A 23,464-nucleotide genomic window follows, 5' to 3' on the forward strand; every position below is an offset into this window, starting at 1 on the left:
ACACAATATGCAAAATTTCCAAGAAAAAGTTAACTTTTTATGGACGATTGCCGAGATTTTGCGGGGACCGTACAAGAAAGAAGAATATGGCAAGGTCGTTCTACCGATGGCAGTATTGAGAAGATTCGATTGTGTTTTAGAGGAGACGAAAGAAGAGGTTTTGTCTCAATACGAGAAATTCAAGCATTTGCCGCAGGAGTCCAGGGACGAAATCCTGAACCGAGTAGCAAAGCAGAATTTTAGCAACGTTAGCAAATATGATTTCACGAAGCTTCTGAACGATTCGGACAATATTGCAGACAACCTTCGTGATTACATAAACGGTTTCTCCAAAACAGCAAGGAATATCATCGAATACTTTGAATTTGACAAGCATATCGAGAAAATGGATCGCAATAATTTGCTCTATCTTGTTGTAAAACGCTTTAGTGAAATTGATTTGCACCCTGAAACTGTCAGCAACGTGGAAATGGGCTACATCTTCGAGGAGCTGATCCGCAGATTTTCTGAACATGGAGAAGCTGGTGACCACTATACGCCAAGAGAAGTTATTCGCCTGATGGTGAGCTTGCTCTTCATTGAAGATGCTGAAGTTCTCACAAAACCAGGTATTACACAGACTCTTTACGATTGCTGTGCAGGTACAGGCGGTATGGGTTCAGTTGCACAGGAATATTTGAAGGAATTGAACCCATCTGCTCACTTTGAGTTTTTCGGACAAGAGTTCAATGAAGAGTCCTATGCAATCTGTAAAGCGGATATTTTGATCAAAGGGGAGGAAGCGAAAAATATCGCTTTTGGCAATACGCTTTCTCAGGATGCATTTCCTCAAATGAAGTTTGACTACATGATTACGAACCCCCCCTATGGTGTTGAATGGAAACCAGTGGAAAATGCAGTGAAGGAAGAGCATGAAAACAAAGGATTCCAAGGGCGATTTGGAGCTGGATTGCCTCGAATCAGCGATGGTCAATTATTGTTCTTACAACACTTGGTATCCAAAATGAAACCCGTCACACCTGAGAATCCAAAAGGAAGCCGAATCGCCATTATCATGAACGGTAGCCCATTGTTTACAGGTGATGCGGGGAGTGGTGAAAGTGAAATCCGCCGCTATCTCATCGAAAACGATTTGGTCGAAGCCATTGTCGCCATGCCCGACCAGTTGTTCTACAACACAGGTATTTCAACGTATGTCTGGATTTTAACCAATAATAAAGATCCGCTCAGAAAAGGCAAAATCCAGCTTGTAAACGGGGCATCCTTCTATCAAAAGATGAAAAAGAGCCTTGGAAATAAACGCAACGAGCTATCCCCTGAACATATTGATGAGATTGTTCGTATCTACGGGAGCTTCAAAGAAGGGGAGCATTGCAAGCTCTTCGATAATGAAGATTTTGGGTATAGGAAGATCACAATTGAGCGTCCACTGCGATTAAACTTCCAGATCAGCGAAGAACGGGTCAAGGAGCTATACAACCAAACGGCATTTAACAATTTGGCAACATCAAAGAAAAAAGGGCAAGCGGGATTAGATGAAATTGAAGCGGGGAAGAAGCTGCAACAGCAAATCATTAATGCTCTGTATTCCTTGAATGACAATAAACTATACAAGAACAGAGAAACCTTTACGAAATTGATCAAGAAAGCATGTAAGGACCATGACCTTACCATTCCTGCACCGCTCATGAAAGCAATCCTCTCTGCTCTTTCCGAAAAAGACGAGACTGCTGATATTTGCAGAGACAGTAAAGGCAATCCTGAGCCAGATACGGATCTACGAGATACGGAGAACGTTCCGCTCAAAGAGGATATTCACGAATACTTCGAGCGGGAAGTGAAGCCGCATGTACCTGATGCGTGGATTGATGAAAGCAAGACCAAAATCGGATATGAGATTCCATTTACGAGACATTTTTATAAATATACACCGCTTCGTAGCTCGGATGAAATCTTGAGTGAAATCAAGGAATTGGAAGCAAACATACTGGACAAGTTGAAGAAGGTGTTGGGTTGATGGTGCAGTACAAGAGATATGAGGAGTATAAGGATAGTGTTGTTGAATGGATCGGGGAAGTACCAGCATACTGGAATCTATCAAATCTACGATATCTGTGTCGTATAGAAACTGGCAGTAAAGATACTCAAGACAATACTGAGGAAGGTCAGTACCCTTTCTTCGTTAGATCACAGGTTGTAGAACGAATAGATGAATACACACATGATGATGAAGCTGTTATGACCGCAGGTGATGGAGCAGGGGTTGGAAAGGTATTCCACTATTATAAGGGGAAGTTTGCAAGTCACCAGAGGGTGTATATTTTCACCAAATTCAGGCGTTGTACTGCAAAATTTTTATTTTATTACCTAAAGTCGAATTTAGCATTCGAAGTATTGAAATGGAATGCAAAGTCAACAGTTGATTCATTAAGACGACCCATGTTAACTGGTTTTGTTGTATCTCTTCCCTCTTTAAGTGAACAAAATGCAATAACAAACTTTCTTGACCAGAGAACAGCAGAAATCGATTCTCATATCACAGACAAGGAAAAGCTAATTTCCTTATTGGACGAACAGCGGCAGGCAATTATCACAGAAGCAATTACAAAGGGATTAAACCCTAATGTGAAGATGAAGGATTCTGGTGTGGAATGGATTGGCACGATTCCAGAACATTGGGAAATTAAAAAAATTAAACATAAGTTTACTATACAAAAACGCATCGTTCCACAAGATGATCCAACAGTCTTATCTTTGACTCAAAGAGGACTAAAAATTAAAGATTTAGAAGATTTTTCTGGACAGCATGCTGAGAGCTACTCGAATTATCAACTTGTGAATAAAAATGATTTTGTTATGAACTCAATGGATCTACTTACAGGATTTGTAGATTGCTCCCCCTTCATTGGGGTCACAAGTCCTGACTATAGAGTATTTACACAAAATAATCCTGATGAATGTCATCAGTATTTTTTGTACTACTTTCAAAAGTGTTATTTTGAAAAAATTTTTTATGGGCATGGACAGGGAGTATCGAAGTTTGGACGTTGGAGATTACAAACAGATGTATTTAAGGAATTTCCAGTTATGATTCCACCTGTTGAAGAGCAATTTGAAATTGCACGTACAGTATCATCTAAAATAAATGATATTGATGAAGTGATTCAAAGAAATATAGAGCTAATAGATAAACTCAAGGAATATCGTCAATCCCTCATCTTTGAAGCTGTAACAGGAAAAATCGATGTTAGGGATGTAGCGGTGGAAAAAACTGAAACAGCCTAAATCAATCGTAAAGGGGTGATACGATGGCAATCGACTATACTGAAAAAGGGCTGGAAACCAATATAGAAGAATGGCTCTTGCATACAGGCTACCGAAGCAGACGCATCGAGGGAACTGCTTTGGAGGATTTCAAGAAGCATGCCCTCGATGTTGAGATGCTGTTCGAATTCCTGGAAAGCACTCAGCCCAAAGAAATGGAACGGCTCCGTAAAGTGTATAAGGAGCAAACAAGAGAGAAAATTCTGGAGCGGCTTAGTAAAGAATTGAACAGCCGTGGGATGATTGATTGTATCCGACACGGGATTAAGGATTACGGTGTGACACTCAAACTCGCCTACAACCAGCCTGTCAGCTATATGAACCAGACGCTGTTGGAAATGTATACGAAGAACATTTTCACCATTAGCCGACAGGTGTATTACAGCAGTCAGAATAACAATAGCATAGATATGCTGGTATCGCTCAATGGGCTTCCTATTGCCGTACTGGAACTGAAAAATCCACTCACAAACCAAACGGCGGATGATGCCAAGCGGCAGTATATGAATGATCGTGACCCGAAGGAGCTGTTATTCCAGTTTAAGAAACGTGCCATTGTATTCTTTGCTGTTGACCCTGATGAGGTTTACATGACAACGCGATTGGAGAAGGAAAGGACATTCTTTCTCCCCTTTAACAAGGGCAATAATGGAGGCAAAGGCAATCCACCAGTATTAGATGATTATAAAACTGCATACCTCTGGAAAGAGATCTTGCAGAAAAACAGCCTGATTGATATCCTTTTCCGCTTTGTGTTTGTCAAACAGGAAGACATTTTGGATAGCACGGGTGAAATCATCGACAAGAAGGAAACGGTCATTTTTCCCCGCTATCATCAATTGGATGTCGTGAGAAAAATCGAAAGCGATGTTAAGCAATTTGGAGTTGGGACAAACTATCTGGTTCAACATTCCGCAGGGAGCGGGAAAACCAACAGTATCTCATGGCTCGCTCATCGATTGGCAAAGATCCATGACAGTGAGGATAATGCCATCTTCAATAGTGTCATAGTCATTACGGATCGCAGGGTTCTCGACAAACAATTGCAAGATGCGGTTTATCAATTGGAGCATAAAGCAGGCATGGTTGCCAAGATTGATAAGGATTCGACTCAACTTGCCCAGGAGCTTTTGAACAACACCCGAATTATCATTACGACTCTTCAAAAGTTTCCATTTATCATGGAGAAAGTCGGGGAGTTCGCAAGAGGCAAGTATGCCATCATTATCGACGAGGCACATAGCTCACAAGGCGGCAAATCCGCAACAGCTATGACAAGTATCTTGTCAGATAAAACACTTGAGGAAGCTTTGGAAGCTGACCGCACAGCAGAGGAAAACGTGGAGGATATTGACGAGAAGATCGTCGAGACAATTGCAAAAAGCGGCAAGCAGGATAATATCTCTTTCTTTGCCTTCACTGCCACGCCAAAAGCAAAAACATTGGAGAAGTTCGGACGTATGGGTGAGGATGGAAAACCACATGCGTTTCATGTTTATTCCATGCGGCAAGCCATCGAGGAAGGTTTTATCCTGGATGTACTGAAGAACTACACGACCTACAAGACCTATTATAAAGTAGCGAAAATGATCGAGGATGACCCTGAAGTTTCCAGCAAGAAGGCATCCAGGGAAATCGCCAAATATGTGTCTCTTCATCCGCATAATATCGCTCAGAAAACGGAAATCATGATTGAGCATTTTAGACGAGTGACAAGACACAAGATCGGTGGAAGAGCCAAAGCGATGGTCGTAACAGGTAGCCGATTGCATGCGGTCAAATACAAGCAGGCTTTCGACAAATACATAAGCGACAAAGGCTATGATGATATGAAAGCAGTTGTTGCTTTTTCGGGAACGGTCGAGGATAAGGGAGTTTCCTATACCGAGCCACTCATGAATGGTTTCGGTGAGAAAGAATTGCCTGACAAGTTCCATACCGATGAATATAAGGTTTTGTTAGTGGCGGAGAAGTACCAGACGGGTTTTGATGAGCCACTCCTTCATACGATGTATGTGGATAAGAAGCTGGATGGAATCAAAGCGGTACAGACTCTCTCCAGGTTGAACCGAACCTGCAAAGGCAAAAACGACACCTTCGTTCTCGATTTCGTCAATGAAGCCGAAGATATTAAAGAGGCATTCCAACCGTACTATGAGGTCACAGGGCTTGAGGAAGTAACCAATCCGAATCTGCTATATGATTTACAGCGGGAATTGGATGCTTGTCAGGTATATACAGAAGAAGAGATCATGGAAGTCTGTAAGCTGGAGTTCAGTGGCAAAAAGAAAACGCCGAAAACACAGGAAAAGCTTAATGCTATTCTTGATAAGGCTGTGGAACGCTATAAGAATGACTTGCCTAAAGAACAGCAAGAGGATTTCAAGAGCACAGCAGGAAAATTTATCCGTACCTACTCATTTATTTTGCAAATTGGTCCGTTTGTCGATGTTGATCTACATAAATTATATGTCTATCTGAATTATCTCTTGAAGAAGTTGCCCAAACATGGCTCTGAATCGGTTTATCTGGCAGATGAGGTTGCTCTGGAGTATTACCGAAATACGATGGTATTTGAAGGTAGTATTTCGCTACAAGTACAGGGTGGGGCGGAACTTAAACCAACAACTCATGGTGGTGGTGGAGGTAAAGAAGAGGAGAAGGATAAGCTTTCTTCAATCATTAACCGACTCAATGATCGATTTGGAACAGACTTCACTGAAACAGATCGCTTATCCTATGAACAGATCGTGGAAGACATTATTAACAACGAAGATCTGGCTCAGAAAGCGAAAAACAACACCAAAGAAAACTTCAAATTCAGTTACGAAAAAGCGTTCTTAGATATCGTGATCGGCAGAATGGGACAGAACGAGAAGTTTTTCATGAAAATATTGGAGGACAACGATTTTAAGGCTACGGTAATGGATTTCATGTTTGAAGAAATTTATAAAGGTCTAAGCAATAAAGGTGCTTAAAAAGAAAACTCCGCCGCTGAACTCGAAACGTTCGATTCTGGCGGTTTTTTTCTCTTATACTCAAAGCTGAGAAACAGCAATGAATTACAGGGATCTTTGTTTGAGTTTTTAAAATGAAAGGACATCCCAATCAAAGGATGTCCTACAATACTTTAGAGTTTGTTGTTCTCGCAATATTCCGTTACCTGCATCATAAGCCCTTCGATTCTTGCTTTTTCTGACTTAGGAAATCCTAAACGATGCGTTTTTTCACTGCACCACCAGCAGGAACAGTGGATTTTTCCTTTTGCCAAACGCCCGAATTGCTCATCCTTCACATGCCAAAAGCCTTGCTTTACAACCTTTTTCTTACGGTTGATAACCCGCTCCCGATGATGGCGGTAAAATGCACGACTACGATTTGTTCTTTTTGGTTTCAATTCCATCACGCTCCCTTGGGAAAGGCTTAGCCTGCAAAAGCTCCAAGGGATGGTTCTAACTTTTACAGGCTAAGCATGATGGAAGAGAGATTAAAATGTAGCACCATGGTTCTCACCTTCATGTATTGCGTTCTTCTCTGTATTTTACTGACTTCATATCAGGAAAGCAATGTTATTGGAGAGTAGATATTTCGTTATCCACAAAATTCACAAAAGAAGATGTGGATAACCTGTGAATAGTTGCATCAGAACAAAAAATGAAAGCAAGGGCATCGCTTCCGTTTTAATGGACGATGCCTTTTTAAATTTTTTTTTTTGTTATAAAGGCAACAGCATTGAGGGGGTGGAAGGGACAGGTGTAACCGCTGAATAAGGTTGAGCAACTATTGCTAAATAACGTTGAACGAAAATTTCCAGTGGCTTTACATGGAGAGGTGGGCATGGTAGCCTTTCATGGCATGCAAAACCCTTGCGGTTTGCCGCTTTTGCAAGAAATCCATGCCCATAGAGGCTCCATGTCAAGCCACGGCGTATTTCCAGAAAATGCTCACTCTTATTTAGCGAAAAATGCTCAAATGAACTTGTCGGTTACAACAGGGGATTCGCTACGGTCAATTATGCTTGAGTGCCGTTCTGCTTATAATACAAAAACTATGCAACCAGGATTCTCGTATTTTGAGAAATATAAGCGAGGAGGGGCAAAATGAACAAGAGAGCAGTCATGGATAGTTGGAGCGGGGAGGATAAGGGACAAGGAGATTTTGCTTTGCTGCTCAAGCATTACAGGAAGCTCAGAAACTTCACACTGAAAGATTTGGAAGCTGCAAGTGGGGTCAGCCAATCGTATATTCATCGTCTGGAGAGCGGCAAACGTACAAGTCCGACACTCGAAAAACTTCTACACCTGTCAAAAGCATTGCGAATACCCGATTCGGTATTGATCTCGACGGTTATCAAAACCTCTGCTGAGGATACCAACGAAGAGGGGAAAGCAATGCTTTCGGATGTATTGATCCAAAACCAATATTATGTTGGCGGAAGAGCGATCAGCATGGAAGCGAAGCAATTGCTCATTCAGATTGTCGAATATATCGCAGATGCAGAGTGGTCGCCGAGGAGTAAAATGCGGGAGTTGTATGAGCTGTCGGAATTGATCGATCAGCTAAAAGAGGCAATAAAATAGGGGGACGGGAGGAGGAGCGAGTTTTTTGCTCCTTCGTCCATTTCAGTTTACAAGCAAACCATATTGAAAGCCGCTCGATACATAACTTGTTTATTGTTCCATCAAAAACGATTATCATTGTGATAACAGCAATTATAATCGCAGGAGTTCCGCAAGATGGACATATACAGCATCTTCAACGGCGGCAACGTAAAGCCGCAAACCTATGAAAAGAAAATACTAAGACAATACTTGATTCAGACTGGCCGAATCCATCGCTTCCAACTCAAAACAAATACAGGGACGAGGATCAAAGAAATCAGGACAACGCAAGAATTTGATCGATATGTTCAGACGAGAAACATATTTAGCGAATTATTTATCAATCTCGATATGGAAGAGCGGGAATGGTACTGTTGTGAATTTATACTCGGCAACGATGCGTGGATCTCAAAGGATGAAAATGGGGTTTACCGCTATTTTTCGAAGACAAGATTTGGCAGCACTATTGGACTTAATATTTTCGATGTGATTGAAATTCTTTTTTGTGGCGATCAAGAGACTGGGAATGCTTTTCAAAATGCACGAAACAAGCTGGCAAAAATATTAGGGCTTGAGGGTTTGAGGGATGAGTGGAAGATTCAACAATGGGAAAAGTATCAAAACAATCTGGAGTATGTTCGCGGCGGAAGAGGCGAGTTGGCACAGGAGTATCCTGAACTGTATCAATTCATCCAGAAGTATCGAGCGATTTTAGAGTATTTTAACACTCACAATGAAGAAGGATTGTTTCGAAGTTTCAGCTACCAGTACGAACATGTTTTCTTTACTTCTACTAATCGCATAAAAGAAAAATTAGGGATCAGTCAATCGACAGTCACAAGGTCGATCAACATGCTCACGCTCATCGGTATGCTTGTAAAGATTCCGCACCATAAGCTTCCACGTCAGTTGCTCGAAATCTCGAATCAAATCTTGGAGTATCGGTCAAATAGAGGGTACAAAGGCGGCAAAAGAATCACCTTTTACCGAGTTCCGAAGTACGACAATGAAACGTTGGAATCTGCCGAAGAGATTGTGAAAAAGCTTCAAGCCGCTGGAGTTTGGGGAAGCCTTATCTCAAAAGAGAAGGTTATCAAGATATTTGGTGAAGCAAAAGCCAAAGACGTATTTCTCAGTGATTACGTTGTAAAAAAAGCTGATATCGCCGCCGCAGAAGATAATCATGACATACAGACCGACGATGATTTGCCGCTGTCTGATGATGATTACGACTACATACCGTTTTGAAGCGAAGATGCGATGCTTCGCTTTTTTAATGGCGACTTACTTTCTTGGTTTAACGCACTAAAAACGTGTACTGATTGCTCGGTGAAATTGCATAATCACCCGATTTCTGCCAAAAAACTGAGTGATACTGCAAAAAACTTTTACGCGTAGGCGTTCAGTGAATTCCATAGTTTTTGCTAAGCGTGCGAAGGCACGCACCGAGCAAGTTTGTAAAAATGCAAATTGCTCCATTAGATTTTGAGCTATATTTAAGACATTTAATATATGCAACCATTTATTTACAAAAATTGCAGACTTGTATGATATTGTGGAAAGGGTTTAAAGCGAAGGCGTAAAGTGAATTCCCATACCATTGTTTTTGCAATGATGCTTTTCCTGATGGCAATGAAAAGATCCTGCAAAAATGCTTTTCAAGTTGCAAAGCCATTCGATTTTGAAGATTGCTAAAGGATACTGATTTGTCGGATCACGCTACATAACTTTTGATCGCTAATATAAAGGACTATGTATTCCGAAAGTTGAACGTGAAATGCTTCACATTCATATCCTTGCTCGAACGTGGTTCGACCAAAACTTGCAACATGACTATTGCAAAACAGGGTAACATTGAGACAGGGATTACAGGATGAAGGGGATGTTGTAAATGGAAGCAATGCGTGAGCCACAAGTTCGGGATTTTCGAAGGCTGACGGTATATCAAAAAGCTATGGAATGGATCGGGAAAATCAGAGAGATCGTTAAGGCTTGGGATTGGGAGGACAGGAAAGTAATCGGCAATCAGATTTTGAGGGCTTCAACTTCAGTCGCGGCAAATCTCGCGGAGGGGAACGGGCAATTATATTTACAAAAGGAAGTTTCGTTCATTAATAATGCACTCGGCTCATGCTCGGAAACTCAAATGTGGTTAGAGGAAGCCCGTAACGCTAAACTGATTGACCAGCAGACCTTCGAGCGTCTGGATAATGAAGCAATAGAAATTCGAAAAATGTTGGTCGCAATGGTCAAAAAGGTGAAATCGGAAATAGGGGAAAACAGGAGGGCGGGATAGGGAAGCATTATGAAATTCGGCTTAAAAAGTTATGCTGCGAGTTTTTTTAAAACTAAATCGACGAATAGGTGGGTTTTTGGGATCGAAGCGAAGGAAACTGATAGCATAACTAACAGTTATGTGGAGAGGTTATATTCCGAGCAAAAATGGCCTTGTCATGCGGTGGGCGAATCACTATAATTAGATATTGACCCAAGTTTACATGAATATAAAGTGCTTTTTGCTCGTAGAAACGTTTTTGCTTTCAAAAAAAGCAATCACGTTCACTATTGGCAAGGAGCACTTTTTTTGTTGCCTGGGAGACAAAGAGCAAAGATTACTCAGGAAAGCGAGGATACGGAATGATCGATAAATTTGAGAAAGCCCTATTAGCAGACGGAAAAAGCATATTGACGGTTAAGGCGTATGGCAATGATATTCGGCAATTCTTTAATTGGTTAAAGGGTTCCTTGGGTTTTGAATCTGAATCCATTACGGAAACTGACGTGCGGGAGTACCGACAATATTTGAACCTCCAAAAAAAGCTTAAACCGACCAGCATTAATCGAAAGTTGAAAAGTGTGGTGTCATATCAAAGATTTTTAGTGCGGGAAGGAATTTGCAAAGAACCAATTCAGTTAAAGAAAGTGCTGTTGAAACATGCCATTGATTTGAATCACGAAATCCAAACCGTAGACAAACAAAATATGTATCGGCTAAAACGAACCATTGAAGCGGAGAACAACAAACGAGACATTTGCATTTATTACCTTTTATTCGGAACGGGTATTCGGGTAAGTGAACTTGTTAATATCGAAATTGATGATGTCCACTTAACCGATAGGAATGGCAAGAACAACTACAGTTATATACTGGTTCGAAGCGGGAAAGGGAATAAGTCTCGAAAAGTCAACTTAAATGCCGCCGCTGTAAACGCATTAAGGGAGTATCTTGAAATCAGACCAAGAGGAACGAATAAACTCCTAATCGGACAACGTGGCCCAATCACCAGATTAACTGTCAATAAAATTCTGGACAAATATAGCAGAAAAGCTCAATTGGAACAGAGGGTTTCACCACACCTTTGCCGACACACTTTTTGCACAGATCTCATTAAGAGTGGAAGTGACCCGAAGACTGTTGCATTGCTGTCGGGGCATAGCTCTGTTGATACTATTTACCGATTTTATGTATCTTCAACTGCCGAAGATAAGCAACGGGCAGTAGATAGTTTGCAAATTTGACCAGAAGATATGACTGCGGTTAAAGGGGGCGATGGTATTGGCAAGAAGAAGCCAGCAGTGGAAGGATTCCACATTGAAGAGATTTTTGGATGAAGGAAGAGGACAAGGTGAAGAAGATTTTAAGCCTTGGCTCAAAGTCTCGGACATTTCATCAAAAGGAAGGGTTACGCGGCTATATTCAAAGAAGCTTAACCGAACCATTCACCTGCTCACTGACTCGCAAACAAGGTACTTTTACCTTCTGGAATTTGATGATCGTGTGGTTTCCGTTAAGGAGCAATTTCCGCTGTTAAGTATTGCAGATATCATGGATCAACTTGACGAATCATTGGTGAAAAGATTGAAAAATCGGGACGGTACTCCGCATGTACTTGTCACCACATTTCTGATAACTGCCAAGGACGAAAATGGGCAACTTCGCACATATGCACGATCTATAAAAGATCGGAATGAGTTGGAGAAAAAGGATACGTTGGAACGCTTAGAGATACAGCGGCGGTTTTTCGAAAGCCAAAAAATAGATTGGGCTGTCGTGACTTCCGAAGAGATCCCGCATCAGCGGTCGCGGAACATTGAGTGGGTTCTTCCTGCATTATATATCGAAGATGCTGGTTTGACGGAACAAGAAGCTCAATACTACAGCACATATATAATAGAAGCTTTTCGTTCAACAAAGGAGCCTGTAAGGGGACTATTGGATGCATTTGAACGCGAAATGAAACAGGAAAAGGGTTTGGGGGTATTCTTGTTTCGCTATCTCATTGCGAGCAAGCAAATCGAAATCAATCTGGATCAAGAAATCAATATAAACCATACACCAGAGCAAATGGAAGTCATTGTGAGGGAAAGCGTGGGAGTTGGTCGAAATGTATGTAGCGGTTAACACTCTGTTTCGACATCGAGAAGATCCAACAAAAATTGAACGAATCGTTTGGCTTGATGAAAGCAATCAAGCGAGCTTCATTGTTGATATAAATCGAAATCACTATCCAGCCTATATGTCGCTCGTGGAGATATTCGAAGGTCTGAATTCTGGCACATATATAATAGAAGAAACAGATCCATGGATGCGAATTATTGATGAGGAATCATTATCAAAATCAGAAAAAGAAAGCTGGGATCGAGCATGGAATGTCATACAGTGGATGATTCAGAATCGGTTCGAACCGAATATCTTTATTCCCAAACAGCGGTCACAAATAATTAAGCAGGCATCGCAGGCATTTGGTTTATCGGAGATAGCGGTCAGCAAATACGTGAAAAAATACTATATTCGGGGTTTAACACGGTATGCTTTACTACCCGATCAGTCAAACTGTGGAGGCAAAGGGAAACGACGCGGGGATGGACAGGGAAGCAAGAGGGGAAGGAAGCGGAAAAACCCTTCGATTTACAGTGAAATGAATATCAATGAAGAGGTCAAACAGATTTTTAGGCGGTCATTGGACAAGCATTATTATCAAAAAAATCGCCCCTCTCTTCGCTATGCTTACGAGCAAATGATACGAGAGAATTTTGCGACTGCATACCGAATGGAAAACGGCGTAAAAATTCCCGTCATTGAGAACGGTGCGGAAATACCAAGTTTTGGGCAGTTTCGCTATTGGTTCGAGAACTGGCGGGATGTGAAGAAAGAAATCATTCTTCGGGAAGGCAAGAAAAAATATGAACAGCAGTATCGCCCCGTTTTAGGTTCAACGAAGCAGGACGCGATGGGACCAGGCTCGTTGTACCAAATAGATGCAACCATCGGAGACATCTACCTCGTCAGCTCCTACGACCGTTCGAAAATAATTGGTCGCCCGACGATCTATTTCATATGCGATGCGTACTCCAGGCTTGTGGTCGGCGTGTATATCGGTTTGGAAAATGCCTCATGGAATGGAGCGATGATGGCAATGGAAAATGCGTTTCTCAAATCGAAGGTTGATTTCTGCCGCAGATATGGGATTGATATTAAGGAAGAAGATTGGCCAGGGGGAATTCCAACCGCTATTCTCGGTGATAGAGGTGAATTGATCTCCGATAAAGCACTATCTGTCATTGAAAATCTAAATATAGCCGTAAAAAATACAGCCAGCTATCGTCCTGAGCTTAAATCCGTTGTGGAGAAGCAATTTGACCTGATTCAATCGCAAATCGCACCCTTCATAAAAGGCGGCGGCATTCAGAGCGACTTTAGAGAACGCGGGGCAACCGATTACAGACTGCACAGTACATTGACCTTATTTGATTATTCTCGAATCGTCATAAAGACGGTGCTTTATTTCAATAATCAACACCATTTGTCAGGTTATGAACGAGATGCCATGCAAATTGCTCAAAATGTTCCGCCCATCCCCATTAGACTTTGGGAATTCGGTATGAAAAATCATTCTGGAAAACTTCGTCATGTACCACCAAATGTGCTTCGTTTCAACTTAATGCCCCAAGGCCTTGCAGTGGTGACTCAAAGGGGAATCCGCTTTAACGGTATATATTATGGTTCGGAAATTGCCCTCAAGCAGAGGTGGTTTACAAAGGCTCGGTCAAGTGGGCTATGGGAGGTTCCTGTTAATTACGATCCTCGGAACGTTTCGAATATATATTTGCGTCTGAGCCGAACGGAATTCGAAGTTTGCTACTTGTTGGAATCGCAATCTCGTTACAAGGATCAAACCTTGGATGATGTGAATTACTTATTGGAATGGGAACAGAAAGAACACGCGACATATGAAGAAAAAGAATTAGGAGATCGGATCTCGCTTGCCGCCGAGATTGAATCCATTGTTCAGGATGCAACCCGAAAAACTCGTGCAGAACAGACCGCTCAATCCAAAACTGCCAAATTGAAAGGAATTCGAATGAATCGGGATGCTGAAAAGCAGAAGAACAGAGAATCAGAAATGTTCGTATTGGGTCGTGAAGAGCTTCCGAATTCAAGCAAACCAAAAGAGTCCGAAGAGGACGATTTCATGTTTGATGAAATTCAATTGCTAAGAAAAAAGCAGAAGGAGGGTTTGCGTGGAAACCATGATTAAGCTTTCGAATGGAACTTTGGCGGTTGCCGCTCAGTATAGAGAACAGCCAATTTTGGAGTATCAAAATAATCCGCTTATTGAGGCACTTCCTCCTATTTACAACAAAGTTGAGGTTGCCGAGAAGATCGGTAATTATCCCTATATTGGTGATGAGGAGCGGAATCTTGATGCTTCGTATCGGATGCATCTGGTTCAGCGTATCTTTCAATACTTTCAAGCTCTTCCTATACATTTGGAGTTGGAACAACGGATATCGCGAATCTTGCGGCAGTCTTATGTAGGTCGTAATCCGTTTTCTCCAGAGTATGCTCAATCCTTTCAACAAGGTTGGAGAGATATTGAGCGAGGGGCGTTCCAAAACTATGTGCGAAATGCAACGGCATTCGGCATGTCAATCGTAGGATTATCAGGAATGGGAAAAACGACTACTGTCAATCGGATCATGCGACTGATTCCGCAATTGATTGTTCACTCCAGTTACCAAGGAAAAAACCTGAGCATGATGCAAGTCCCGTGGATCAAGCTGGAGACCCCGTTCGACGGGTCATTGAAATCGCTGTCGCTTGATTTCATGGCAAAGGTGGATCAACTGATTGGCTCCAATTATTTCGAGAAGTACGGGAAAAAGTCTCGCCTTAGCACTAACGTGTTACTTCCGCTCATGGGACAAATAGCTCGTTCAATCAATTTGGGCGTTATTATTTTTGACGAAGTGCAACATCTTACGGCTTCAAGAAGTGGTGCGGAGAAAGTGCTTAATTATTTTGTAACGCTGGTCAACGAAATCGGTATTCCGATCATATTTATTTCGACACCGAAAGGAATAGGCATTCTTCAATCTGAATTCCGCCAAGCACGCAGGTCATCAGCTCAAGGTGATTTGCTGATGGATCGCTTGCAAAAGGATGCTGTGTGGGATTTATTTGTTCAGGGACTTGGACGATATCAATGGACAAAATATGTGATCGAAATGGATGAAGAGCTTAATGCCGCTCTGTATGAGACTTCAATGGGTATTGTTGACTTGGCTTGCAAAATTTTTGCGATGGCTCAGTTAAGGAGCATTTCGACAGGCAAAGAAAAATTAACCCCTTCACTGATCCGTAAAGTAGCCGAAGAACAGTTCAAATTGCTCAAGCCGATGATGGAGGCATTGAAATCAGGAAAACTCTCTAAATTAGCGGCATATGAAGATATCGTGATTCCCGACATTTCGGACTTTGTTGCCAAGGAACAAATCAAGGTGGACATTGGCATTCTCATGAAAAAAGAAACGACCTCCCGTATTCAGCAATTATTGAAGATGAAAGAGGATGCAATTTTGCGGTTAAAGTTTTTGGGGGTTTCTGAAAAGAATGCGGGAAATATGGTTGAACAGGTCTTGTCGGAAAATCCTGAACAAGCCGATATAAGCCTTATTGTACAAGAAGCATACAAATTGCATATTTCAGAGAAGTCAAAATGCGAAAAAAAGCAACTGGTTAACAGGGGGAATGATCTGAGGGAAATTGTAAAAGCAGGGAAAGAAAAGGGGATAAGTGCGTATGACGCATTAAGACAAGCGGGATACATCAAATCAGATTATGGTACAGATAGAGGCGTGGCTGGATGATTCCTACTCTGCCCACCGCCTATGAAGATGAATTGCTCTACTCCCTTTTGGCACGTTGCCGCATTCGAAATGGCACGTTAAGTCATAAAGCATTTCTGTTGGATGCATTTGGTCACAAAGGGATTTCAGCAAGTGTTTTATTGCCTTCGGGTATCGACAACCTGGTGTCAAATCTGCCGCCAGGTTCAACGATTACCGCCGACCAACTGATTTCTCAGCATACAATGTTTCCCCTTTTAACTGCCTTCTTGTCACCACAGCAAAAGGACAAGGTTTATGAAGGAATGAAAAGTATGGATGGTAAGGGGATATATGCGTCTGCGGGAATTTTGACAAGCTCCATTAAATTAAACAGTCATTTAAGGTTTTGTCGCCAATGTAATCTTTCGGATAAATCGATGTATGGAGAATATTATTGGCATCGCATACATCAGATTCCTGGGTTGGATATCTGCATGAAGCATGAAGAATGGCTTCATGATAGCAAAGTACCAACCAATCAATTGAACAAGCATGTATATATCCCGCCAAATGAGGAAAATTGCAAAGTCGATAGTGTTATAACCAAAACGCCATTGGCACTATTGGAGAAATATCGTTTTCTTAACAAGAACATTAATATCCTGCTCAATAATACATTTACCAATCGACCGTTTGAATGGTTCGGGCAGTTTTATGTTAGTAAGCTTCAAAACATGGGCTACGCCAGTCAAAATGGTAGGGTGGATCAAATAAGGCTTCAACAGGATTTTGTTTCGTTTTATGGTATTGAATTTCTAAAACATTTACAGTCAGACCTCACGGGTAATCACCATTGGTTATCGGGTATAACCCGATTTCATCGGAAAAGCTTTTCCTTTTTGCGACATCTGTTGTTGCTGAATTTCCTTGATGTTTCGTTAGAGGAGATTTTCTATCGGATAGAATCATTCAAACCATTTGGTGATCCACCTTGGTTATGTCTCAATCCAGCGGCGGAGCATTATAAGCAAAAGGTTGTGACTGATATGACGTTAACTACCTGCAACAAGACAAAAAGACTGATTGGAACGTTCGCTTGTTCTTGCAGGTTTATTTATACTCGAAAGATTGGCGACGAACCTTTCAAAAAATCCAGAGTCAAGCGGTTTGGTGAGGCATGGGAGCGAGAGTGTAAACGGTTAGCCGCTGAAGGCTTTGGACTGCGGGAAATTGGGAGAAGGCTACATGCTGACCCAATAACGGTTAAGAAATGCCTGATGAACGGAGTAAAGGGGAGGGGAGAGGGGCAGGGAAATAAACAAAGTGAGCAAAGATCGACTGACCGCACGAATTGGCTTCAGCTTCAAGAAGAGCATAAAGAGTTGTCCAAAACAGAATTGCGGAAGTTGAATCCTGGCTTATATGCACGACTGTACAGGAATGACCGAAATTGGCTTGAGCAAAATTCTCCTGCATTAAAGAACGTGACACCAAATCAGCGAGTGGATTGGAGCCAGAGAGACAAGGACATTTTGCAGAGGGTGCAAATCGCTGCTAATAAAATCATGAATGCTGCTGGTAAGCCGCGACGAGTGACAATGAGCAAGATTGGAGCGATTTGTGGAGAAAAGGCTCTGCTGGAGAAACATTTAGATCGATTACCTGACACTCAGGCGTATCTTAACCTGGTGGCAGAGACAGAAGAGCAGTTTCGCATTCGAAAAATCAAATGGGCGATAAAAGAGTTGGAACAAGAGGGACAGGAGCTTTCAATTTGGAGGGTTTTGCGGAAAGCAACCATCCGAAGTGAGAACTGTCCACCTGATATAATAGAAGAGTTGACAAGTAGACAAGACCTTAAAATTGAATCGGTTTGTAAGGATTGAAATGGGGCAGGTGGGGTAAATGAGCCGCCCTTTTTCATATTTCTTGAGGAAAGCTTGCCATTTCGATCATTATGTATCCACATCATATAGACAGTAGCAAGATTCATCGGTGATAGATGAGATGTTTTATAAAAATAGGGATTCGAATGACGTAATCGATCAAAATAGTGATATGGTAGACAAAAAACACGGAAAATAGTAATATGATTTATATACCAAATGAAGGGAATGATATCCTTGTCTACGACTTTTACCTTGCATTGCTTTGAAGAAAAGGAAAAATTGGTTCAATGTCTGGTCAGAGGTACAGCAATTAATACAGAAAAAAAGAATGCAGACAAGGGTATTACTAAGAATAAATTCAGAAACTCTAATTCAGATGAAGTCAATCAGGTTGTAAATGATAATTTTGAGGACAAATACCGTATTGATACGTATTCAGAGAACGGATACGAACATATTCGTTTGTATTCAGCTAAGGATAAGTGTTTGTATATCATATTACGTGAATCAATTTTCCAGGAACAATTAGAGAAAAAAGAAGACACGAACTTATCCATTCACTATTTATATGCCTATGCTTACATTAATCGTGGGCTTGCAAAGAGTTCCCCAAATCTAATGGGGCAGTTAGCATTTGGTGATGATGGTATAGTTTCACATAAAGAGCTTTTGATTCAACAAAAGGTTAGGGAAGTCATCAAAGACATCGATGTTGATGTCACTCAGCTAATTACATATGATGTTGTTCGAGGCAAAGTGGTTTCTGTTAAAGCAAGGGTTTTGAACCCTGATATAGCATTACCTTCACTATTTGAGGAAGATCTAAGTCAGTATATTGTTTCTTACGACAATGAAGATGAAACAGTAGGATTTGCTGTTGAATCACAATATGAAGAGCTTTCTGATGAAATGCAAAACCAGATCATTAGTGATTTGCTTAAACTTAAACGTAAACAAAAGGATCAAGATGAAGAATAATATCAATTGAAGAGGGGTTTGTAATGGGCATCGTAAATACCTTTAATAAAAACAGATTAAAGTCAGCAAGAATATTTTCAGGGTTTACGATATCCGATTTGGCTGAACTGTCAGGGGTTTCAAAGCAAGCGATTTCTCAGTTTGAGAATGGTAAAAGTAAACCAACCTTAGAAACGCTTATGAAGCTTATGTATGTACTTAAATTCCCGAGAGAATATTTTTATGAAGCAGACTCGATTGAGGAAGTTCAAGTTGGAAACACTTTCTTTCGATCTTTAGTGTCCACATCCAAAAAAGAACGTTTGTCCCAAATCGAAAAAACAAGATACTTTTCAAAGATCTGTGATTTTCTCGAAAGGTATATTGATTTTCCTCCAGTAAATTTGCCGAGTATTAAAGATTTGATTGAGCTTAACGACACAAAAGTGGACAATCCACATCAATTAGAACGTGAGGATATTGAAGAAATAGCGTTGGCTTTAAGAAAATATTGGGGAATCGGTGAGGAGCCAATTACCAATATCGTGTTTTTGCTGGAGAAGAACGGAATCATCATGACCTCCTTGGCTACGGACACTCATAAAATTGATGCTTTTAGCCAAAGGCAAATGATAAGTAATAGGGAACGATATGTGATTGTTCTTGGTGATGGCAAACAGTCGGCATGTAGAAGGCAGTTTGATACGGCTCATGAGTTAGGTCATATGCTACTGCACAACTGGAATACTGATTATAATGATATCTACCTGGAAGAGCACCGATTAATTGAGCAACAAGCTGATACATTTGCTGGAGCTTTTTTATTGCCAAAAGACGCTTTCCTTAAAGATCTTCATTACCCAAACAATCTAAACTTCTATATCGAATTGAAGAAAAAGTGGAAAGTCTCCATTCAAGCTATGATTGTTAGAGCATTTCATTTGGGAGCAATAAATTATAATCAATATACCTACTTAATGAAGCAAATGAATCAAAAAAATATGAGGAAAAAAGAGCCGTTGGATGATGTTTTAAGTGTTCCTCAACCTGTGTTAATAAGTAAAGCAGTGGAAATGTTGCTAAAAGCTAATGTATTGAAACCAAAAGATATTATTGGTGCTGGCGGTTTAACGCTCACGCAGGAGATTGTCGAGTATTTGCTAAACCTTGAAAAAGGTACGTTAAGTGAAGATAAAAAGGATAATGTTGATGTTTTACTCCACTTCAGGAATTCCGAGAACCACGCATAAAGACTTACGGTAGAAGGGGGAGTTCTTAATGAGGAGACGAGAAACAAAGTGGGATAATGGTGTTTACTACCTAACAGTATGGATCGAGAATGGAAAGGGATGTGGGACTCTGGTCAATCGAAGAACTGGCTATAGTACCTCTCTCGAAAAAGCGATTTCGGATGAAAGAGACATGCCTTCCTTCCCTTCAGATGTCAGTGAGAATTTACATCGGATATTAGATGAGTTGGGAATTGATCCGTATACGTATCGTGTGAAATAATACATCACAATATCAAGGGGGATATTTACATGAATATTATCTCAGAATTACAAAAGCTGGCTCAGACAAGAGGATATAGCCTTGTTGGTCTGGAGAATTTGACCTTAGATGGAGTTCAAGCTTTGCTAAATTACTTTAAAGATGATCAGCCCCTTAAAGAGCAATACGAATATCACTTATGCGAACAGTCCAAATCGACAATTTATATTGATCAGATCCCGATTACAACAAAGCAAATTGAAATCACTAATGCTAATATATTGTCAGTTGCGGTAGGCTCTACAGGTTATATGGGAGGAGATACAGGTCACGGGGGACGTACCTATTTTGCAATAAAAGATGAAGCCTCGACAGATCTCCGTCTGAGAGTGAATAGCGGCCATTGGCAAGAAGTGGAGAGTATTGAAATTGCATTAGGTGGGGATACCGAATTGGAAACTTTTATCGAAGCATTAAAATTTGGATTGGATCAATTGTTGCTTACTGTAAGGGGAAGCAAGTAGGTGCTTAGAAAAAATTATAAGTAACACTAAAAACAACAATGGCTCTACTTTCTTGTTCAAGCTTCTTTAAGCTACAAAGAAACTGGCCTACATAAAGGTTGATTAAGATATTATTAAACCGATGAGAAGCTCCAGTTCATTCATGAACGGAGCCTTTTACATATTTTAGCCTTTGGTTGGCCTTATGTACCTAATTAAATTTCAAAAGAGGTGAAAAAGATGACCATGCTTACAGTTGAAGAATATATCGCCCGAAGGAAAAGAGAAGATCAACTGAATGAGTTCAGTCTCGCAGATCGTATGGAGAACATGAAGACATGTGTTAACTATGTGTTTGAATACTTCAATCAATACTTAGATATTTCCAAGTTGGATGAACAAACTGTTTTAAATAATGAGCGGCTCGAAAAATATAAGAATAGCATTTCACATTATGAAGACGAGATTCAGGAATGGCTTGTTCATATTTACGACGAGTACAATAAAAAGCTGGATCGGACTATTGTCAACTTTCTCAAAAAGGACGAGCTTTTTTATCTTTACAGTTCAGACAGCGAATTTAGAAGTTTGTCATATGAATGCTATGCTCAACTCATAAAAAAGAATCCGTTTCTAAAGGATCAAACGGAAATGCTGTTTTTGTTTATTAAGGATTATAAAAGAATTCAAAGTCAACCAAATGATAATCGTATACTAATCTCTGATGAAGTGGATCAGTGGGTGGAAAAAACGTGGCAGCAGTATAAAGTTGATATTTTGGCATTTTGTAGTGATTGGGTACACCGTTTTTTGGACAACCAAGATAGTTGGCCAGTAAGTCATAGAAAAAAGAGTGATAGTCCTTATTGGAAATATGATTATGATTATAAGCAGAAAAGCAATTTGTTCAACTTAAATTCACTTTATAGAAGGATATCGGATAAACCCTTTATAAAAGGGAAAAAGCAATGCCTTGAAGTCATTATGATGTATTTTTGGCTTCATAATATAGAAGGAGACGAGGAGAATTACTGGCAAGAATATATGAGCAAAATTTCTGATCACTCAATTCAGCTCACCAACTAAACGCTGTATTCAGCCGAATGGACTGGGGGAAATTCAACAAGAAGTTGGTATCGGTTGGTTAAGTAAATCAAACTCGAAGCAAGTCACCAAGATTCTCTTGTTGGTATGCTAATAGAATTCCCCAGTTTGAACCTTTAAGAAGCATCATGCCATTGTGAACAAACCAGGCTCCAATCAGTTATAGCATACAATGCTTTCGTCAGTTGCAGGTAATATCTAATCACCGATATGACTGACGGAAGCCAGTATGTAGGGCGGCATCTGGAGCAAATAGGGAAATGTATCGACCTTGGAGCTTACATGGTAATACATTAGAAACCAAGAAATCTTTGTTTTATTACTTAAGAAGTGATGCTTTCTGGAAACGTGTCTTTTAGGAAAATTCCTGGCAACGGCAGATTTGGATGTTCCAAGATGATAAATGTTTGTCGAATTATGTATATTATTCACTTATTACAGAGGATTTAGTCAAGAACCATCGAATAGTAAACAATGGAAAATGATGCTATTACACCGAAAGGATTCATTTCATGGATAAAAGGAAATATGATGAAGAACATTTGTTGGAAACACGCCATGAGGAAATCTTGGCTCAAGAACTAAAAAATGCTTATCCATTGCTTAGGAGACCTGTTTTTTCAAAAGTGATAGCCCTTTTACGCTGTATTCCATTGTGGGCAAAATTACATTTTGATTCTCTTGAGAACAAAAAACTTCAAAAAGAAGAAGAGCGAACCCCCAAAAAACATCCTGTCAGACCAATAAGAGGGCAAATATTTAATGCTGAAATTGGTGAAAATATAGGTAGTGAACTTAGTGGAAATCATCTTGTAATCATTATTCAAAACTCAAAAGGGAATATATACTCTGAAAAGGTGAATGTTGTTCCTATTGAGGGGGATGGGAACAAAATTAAACCATCAGTTCACCTGAAGCTTACTAATGAAGATCTTGAATTTGGGCATTTGGATAAAGACCCATCCAGAGTTATCTTTGCTGATATTATGACAATTGATAAGGCAAGACTTGGGAGAAGAATTGGGCAAATTAAATCTGTAAAACTTGAAGAGATATGTAATAAAATAAAGGAGCAGTTAGAACTTTAGTTTGTCAGTGTTCTTAACTGTTGACAATCGTAAATAGTTGATGTATTCTTGAGTCAATAAAAGAATTATCGAGTCCATTTGGACACTGGCTTGTAAAAGCTTTTCGAGGAGTCACGTTAACTACGTGACTCCAATGCATTTTTTGCATGTTTTTTCAAACCCGCACATATAATATCGTATAGATGGCAATGGCCATTATCGAGCCGAAGTTCGGCACTGGCTCTAAACGAGCTTCGTCGAGAGGCATTTGCCTCAAATGAAGGGCTTCCCTATTTGGGAGGCTCTTTATTGTTTATTTGGATTTTCACAGTCCCCTATAAAAACTTAATCCTAATATGTAACAAGCAAATAAAGTCGTTTACCAGCAATTTAAACTCGTATTGAGCAATTAAAAG

General features: G+C 40.5%; 18 protein-coding genes. 17 read left to right on the plus strand and 1 reads right to left on the minus strand.

Features of this window, described 5'->3' with window-relative positions; genetic code table 11:
• Positions 1-7: 7 nt before the first annotated feature.
• From ACFFK0_RS06545 to ACFFK0_RS06555, 3 genes are read left to right on the plus strand one after another with little or no spacing between them, the layout of a single operon-like run.
• Positions 8-2,017: a type I restriction-modification system subunit M gene (locus tag ACFFK0_RS06545; protein ID WP_377469204.1), complete on the plus strand. Its 2,010-nt coding sequence runs from the start codon at positions 8-10 to the stop codon at positions 2,015-2,017.
• A complete protein-coding gene (locus ACFFK0_RS06550; protein WP_377469205.1) occupies positions 2,017-3,285 on the plus strand; it encodes a restriction endonuclease subunit S in 1,269 nt (422 codons plus the stop codon). Before ACFFK0_RS06545 ends, ACFFK0_RS06550 begins: the two co-directional genes overlap by 1 nt.
• A 23-nt stretch (positions 3,286-3,308) precedes the next feature.
• Positions 3,309-6,302 (plus strand): type I restriction endonuclease subunit R, encoded by a 2,994-nt coding sequence (locus ACFFK0_RS06555; RefSeq protein ID WP_377469207.1) that lies wholly within the window; start codon positions 3,309-3,311, stop codon positions 6,300-6,302.
• Positions 6,303-6,454: 152 nt separating this feature from the next.
• Here the strand turns inward: ACFFK0_RS06555 and ACFFK0_RS06560 are convergent, their stop codons facing one another.
• Positions 6,455-6,721, minus strand: a complete 267-nt coding sequence (locus ACFFK0_RS06560) for a hypothetical protein (protein WP_377469208.1) — start codon at positions 6,719-6,721, stop codon at positions 6,455-6,457.
• Between the two features lie 440 nt (positions 6,722-7,161).
• On the opposite strand from ACFFK0_RS06560, the gene ACFFK0_RS06565 reads away from it, so the two are divergent.
• The 14 genes from ACFFK0_RS06565 to ACFFK0_RS06630 all read left to right on the plus strand — a co-directional run bounded on the left by ACFFK0_RS06565 (position 7,162) and on the right by ACFFK0_RS06630 (position 23,069).
• Entirely contained in the window at positions 7,162-7,428 is a 267-nt protein-coding gene (locus tag ACFFK0_RS06565; protein ID WP_377469209.1) for a hypothetical protein, read from the plus strand.
• Positions 7,425-7,904: a helix-turn-helix domain-containing protein gene (locus ACFFK0_RS06570; protein WP_377469210.1), complete on the plus strand. Its 480-nt coding sequence runs from the start codon at positions 7,425-7,427 to the stop codon at positions 7,902-7,904. The genes ACFFK0_RS06565 and ACFFK0_RS06570 overlap by 4 nt, the downstream gene beginning before the upstream one ends.
• A gap of 156 nt (positions 7,905-8,060) precedes the next feature.
• A complete protein-coding gene (locus ACFFK0_RS06575; protein ID WP_377469212.1) occupies positions 8,061-9,173 on the plus strand; it encodes a hypothetical protein in 1,113 nt (370 codons plus the stop codon).
• Positions 9,174-9,816: 643 nt separating this feature from the next.
• Complete coding sequence (locus tag ACFFK0_RS06580; RefSeq protein ID WP_377469213.1) at positions 9,817-10,221, plus strand: four helix bundle protein; 405 nt, start codon at positions 9,817-9,819, stop codon at positions 10,219-10,221.
• Between the two features lie 341 nt (positions 10,222-10,562).
• On the plus strand, positions 10,563-11,444 hold the full coding sequence (locus ACFFK0_RS06585; protein ID WP_377469215.1) for a tyrosine-type recombinase/integrase: 882 nt from the start codon (positions 10,563-10,565) through the stop codon (positions 11,442-11,444).
• Between the two features lie 37 nt (positions 11,445-11,481).
• Positions 11,482-12,327, plus strand: coding sequence for a TnsA endonuclease C-terminal domain-containing protein (locus ACFFK0_RS06590; RefSeq protein WP_377469216.1), 846 nt, complete (start codon positions 11,482-11,484; stop codon positions 12,325-12,327).
• Positions 12,311-14,464: a TnsB C-terminal domain-containing protein gene (locus tag ACFFK0_RS06595; protein ID WP_377469217.1), complete on the plus strand. Its 2,154-nt coding sequence runs from the start codon at positions 12,311-12,313 to the stop codon at positions 14,462-14,464. Before ACFFK0_RS06590 ends, ACFFK0_RS06595 begins: the two co-directional genes overlap by 17 nt.
• Complete coding sequence (locus tag ACFFK0_RS06600) at positions 14,457-16,076, plus strand: ATP-binding protein (RefSeq protein WP_377469225.1); 1,620 nt, start codon at positions 14,457-14,459, stop codon at positions 16,074-16,076. The genes ACFFK0_RS06595 and ACFFK0_RS06600 overlap by 8 nt, the downstream gene beginning before the upstream one ends.
• The gene (locus ACFFK0_RS06605; RefSeq protein ID WP_377469218.1) at positions 16,073-17,923 is read left to right on the plus strand and encodes a TnsD family Tn7-like transposition protein; all 1,851 of its coding nucleotides are present in this window, start codon (positions 16,073-16,075) and stop codon (positions 17,921-17,923) included. Before ACFFK0_RS06600 ends, ACFFK0_RS06605 begins: the two co-directional genes overlap by 4 nt.
• A 237-nt stretch (positions 17,924-18,160) precedes the next feature.
• Positions 18,161-18,904 (plus strand): DUF5986 family protein, encoded by a 744-nt coding sequence (locus tag ACFFK0_RS06610; protein ID WP_377469219.1) that lies wholly within the window; start codon positions 18,161-18,163, stop codon positions 18,902-18,904.
• 23 nt (positions 18,905-18,927) lie between these two features.
• The gene (locus ACFFK0_RS06615) at positions 18,928-20,133 is read left to right on the plus strand and encodes a helix-turn-helix domain-containing protein (protein WP_377469221.1); all 1,206 of its coding nucleotides are present in this window, start codon (positions 18,928-18,930) and stop codon (positions 20,131-20,133) included.
• Positions 20,134-20,424: 291 nt separating this feature from the next.
• Positions 20,425-20,898, plus strand: coding sequence for a hypothetical protein (locus tag ACFFK0_RS06620; RefSeq protein WP_377469222.1), 474 nt, complete (start codon positions 20,425-20,427; stop codon positions 20,896-20,898).
• Between the two features lie 225 nt (positions 20,899-21,123).
• Complete coding sequence (locus tag ACFFK0_RS06625) at positions 21,124-21,963, plus strand: hypothetical protein (protein WP_377469227.1); 840 nt, start codon at positions 21,124-21,126, stop codon at positions 21,961-21,963.
• A gap of 530 nt (positions 21,964-22,493) precedes the next feature.
• Positions 22,494-23,069 (plus strand): type II toxin-antitoxin system PemK/MazF family toxin, encoded by a 576-nt coding sequence (locus ACFFK0_RS06630; protein ID WP_377469224.1) that lies wholly within the window; start codon positions 22,494-22,496, stop codon positions 23,067-23,069.
• Positions 23,070-23,464 lie beyond the last annotated feature (395 nt).

The organism is Paenibacillus chartarius (assembly GCF_042432825.1).
GTDB lineage: Bacteria > Bacillota > Bacilli > Paenibacillales > NBRC-103111 > Gordoniibacillus > Gordoniibacillus chartarius.

Bases quoted from the DNA above. Each gene is read 5' to 3' on its own strand.
- ACFFK0_RS06545 (WP_377469204.1), top strand. From the start codon at position 8: ATGCAAAATTTCCAAGAAAAAGTTAACTTTTTATGGACGATTGCCGAG.
- ACFFK0_RS06550 (WP_377469205.1), top strand. From the start codon at position 2,017: ATGGTGCAGTACAAGAGATATGAGGAGTATAAGGATAGTGTTGTTGAA.
- ACFFK0_RS06555 (WP_377469207.1), top strand. From the start codon at position 3,309: ATGGCAATCGACTATACTGAAAAAGGGCTGGAAACCAATATAGAAGAA.
- ACFFK0_RS06565 (WP_377469209.1), top strand. From the start codon at position 7,162: ATGGTAGCCTTTCATGGCATGCAAAACCCTTGCGGTTTGCCGCTTTTG.
- ACFFK0_RS06570 (WP_377469210.1), top strand. From the start codon at position 7,425: ATGAACAAGAGAGCAGTCATGGATAGTTGGAGCGGGGAGGATAAGGGA.
- ACFFK0_RS06575 (WP_377469212.1), top strand. From the start codon at position 8,061: ATGGACATATACAGCATCTTCAACGGCGGCAACGTAAAGCCGCAAACC.
- ACFFK0_RS06580 (WP_377469213.1), top strand. From the start codon at position 9,817: ATGGAAGCAATGCGTGAGCCACAAGTTCGGGATTTTCGAAGGCTGACG.
- ACFFK0_RS06585 (WP_377469215.1), top strand. From the start codon at position 10,563: ATGATCGATAAATTTGAGAAAGCCCTATTAGCAGACGGAAAAAGCATA.
- ACFFK0_RS06595 (WP_377469217.1), top strand. From the start codon at position 12,311: ATGTATGTAGCGGTTAACACTCTGTTTCGACATCGAGAAGATCCAACA.
- ACFFK0_RS06600 (WP_377469225.1), top strand. From the start codon at position 14,457: ATGATTAAGCTTTCGAATGGAACTTTGGCGGTTGCCGCTCAGTATAGA.
- ACFFK0_RS06605 (WP_377469218.1), top strand. From the start codon at position 16,073: ATGATTCCTACTCTGCCCACCGCCTATGAAGATGAATTGCTCTACTCC.
- ACFFK0_RS06615 (WP_377469221.1), top strand. From the start codon at position 18,928: ATGGGCATCGTAAATACCTTTAATAAAAACAGATTAAAGTCAGCAAGA.
- ACFFK0_RS06620 (WP_377469222.1), top strand. From the start codon at position 20,425: ATGAATATTATCTCAGAATTACAAAAGCTGGCTCAGACAAGAGGATAT.
- ACFFK0_RS06625 (WP_377469227.1), top strand. From the start codon at position 21,124: ATGCTTACAGTTGAAGAATATATCGCCCGAAGGAAAAGAGAAGATCAA.
- ACFFK0_RS06630 (WP_377469224.1), top strand. From the start codon at position 22,494: ATGGATAAAAGGAAATATGATGAAGAACATTTGTTGGAAACACGCCAT.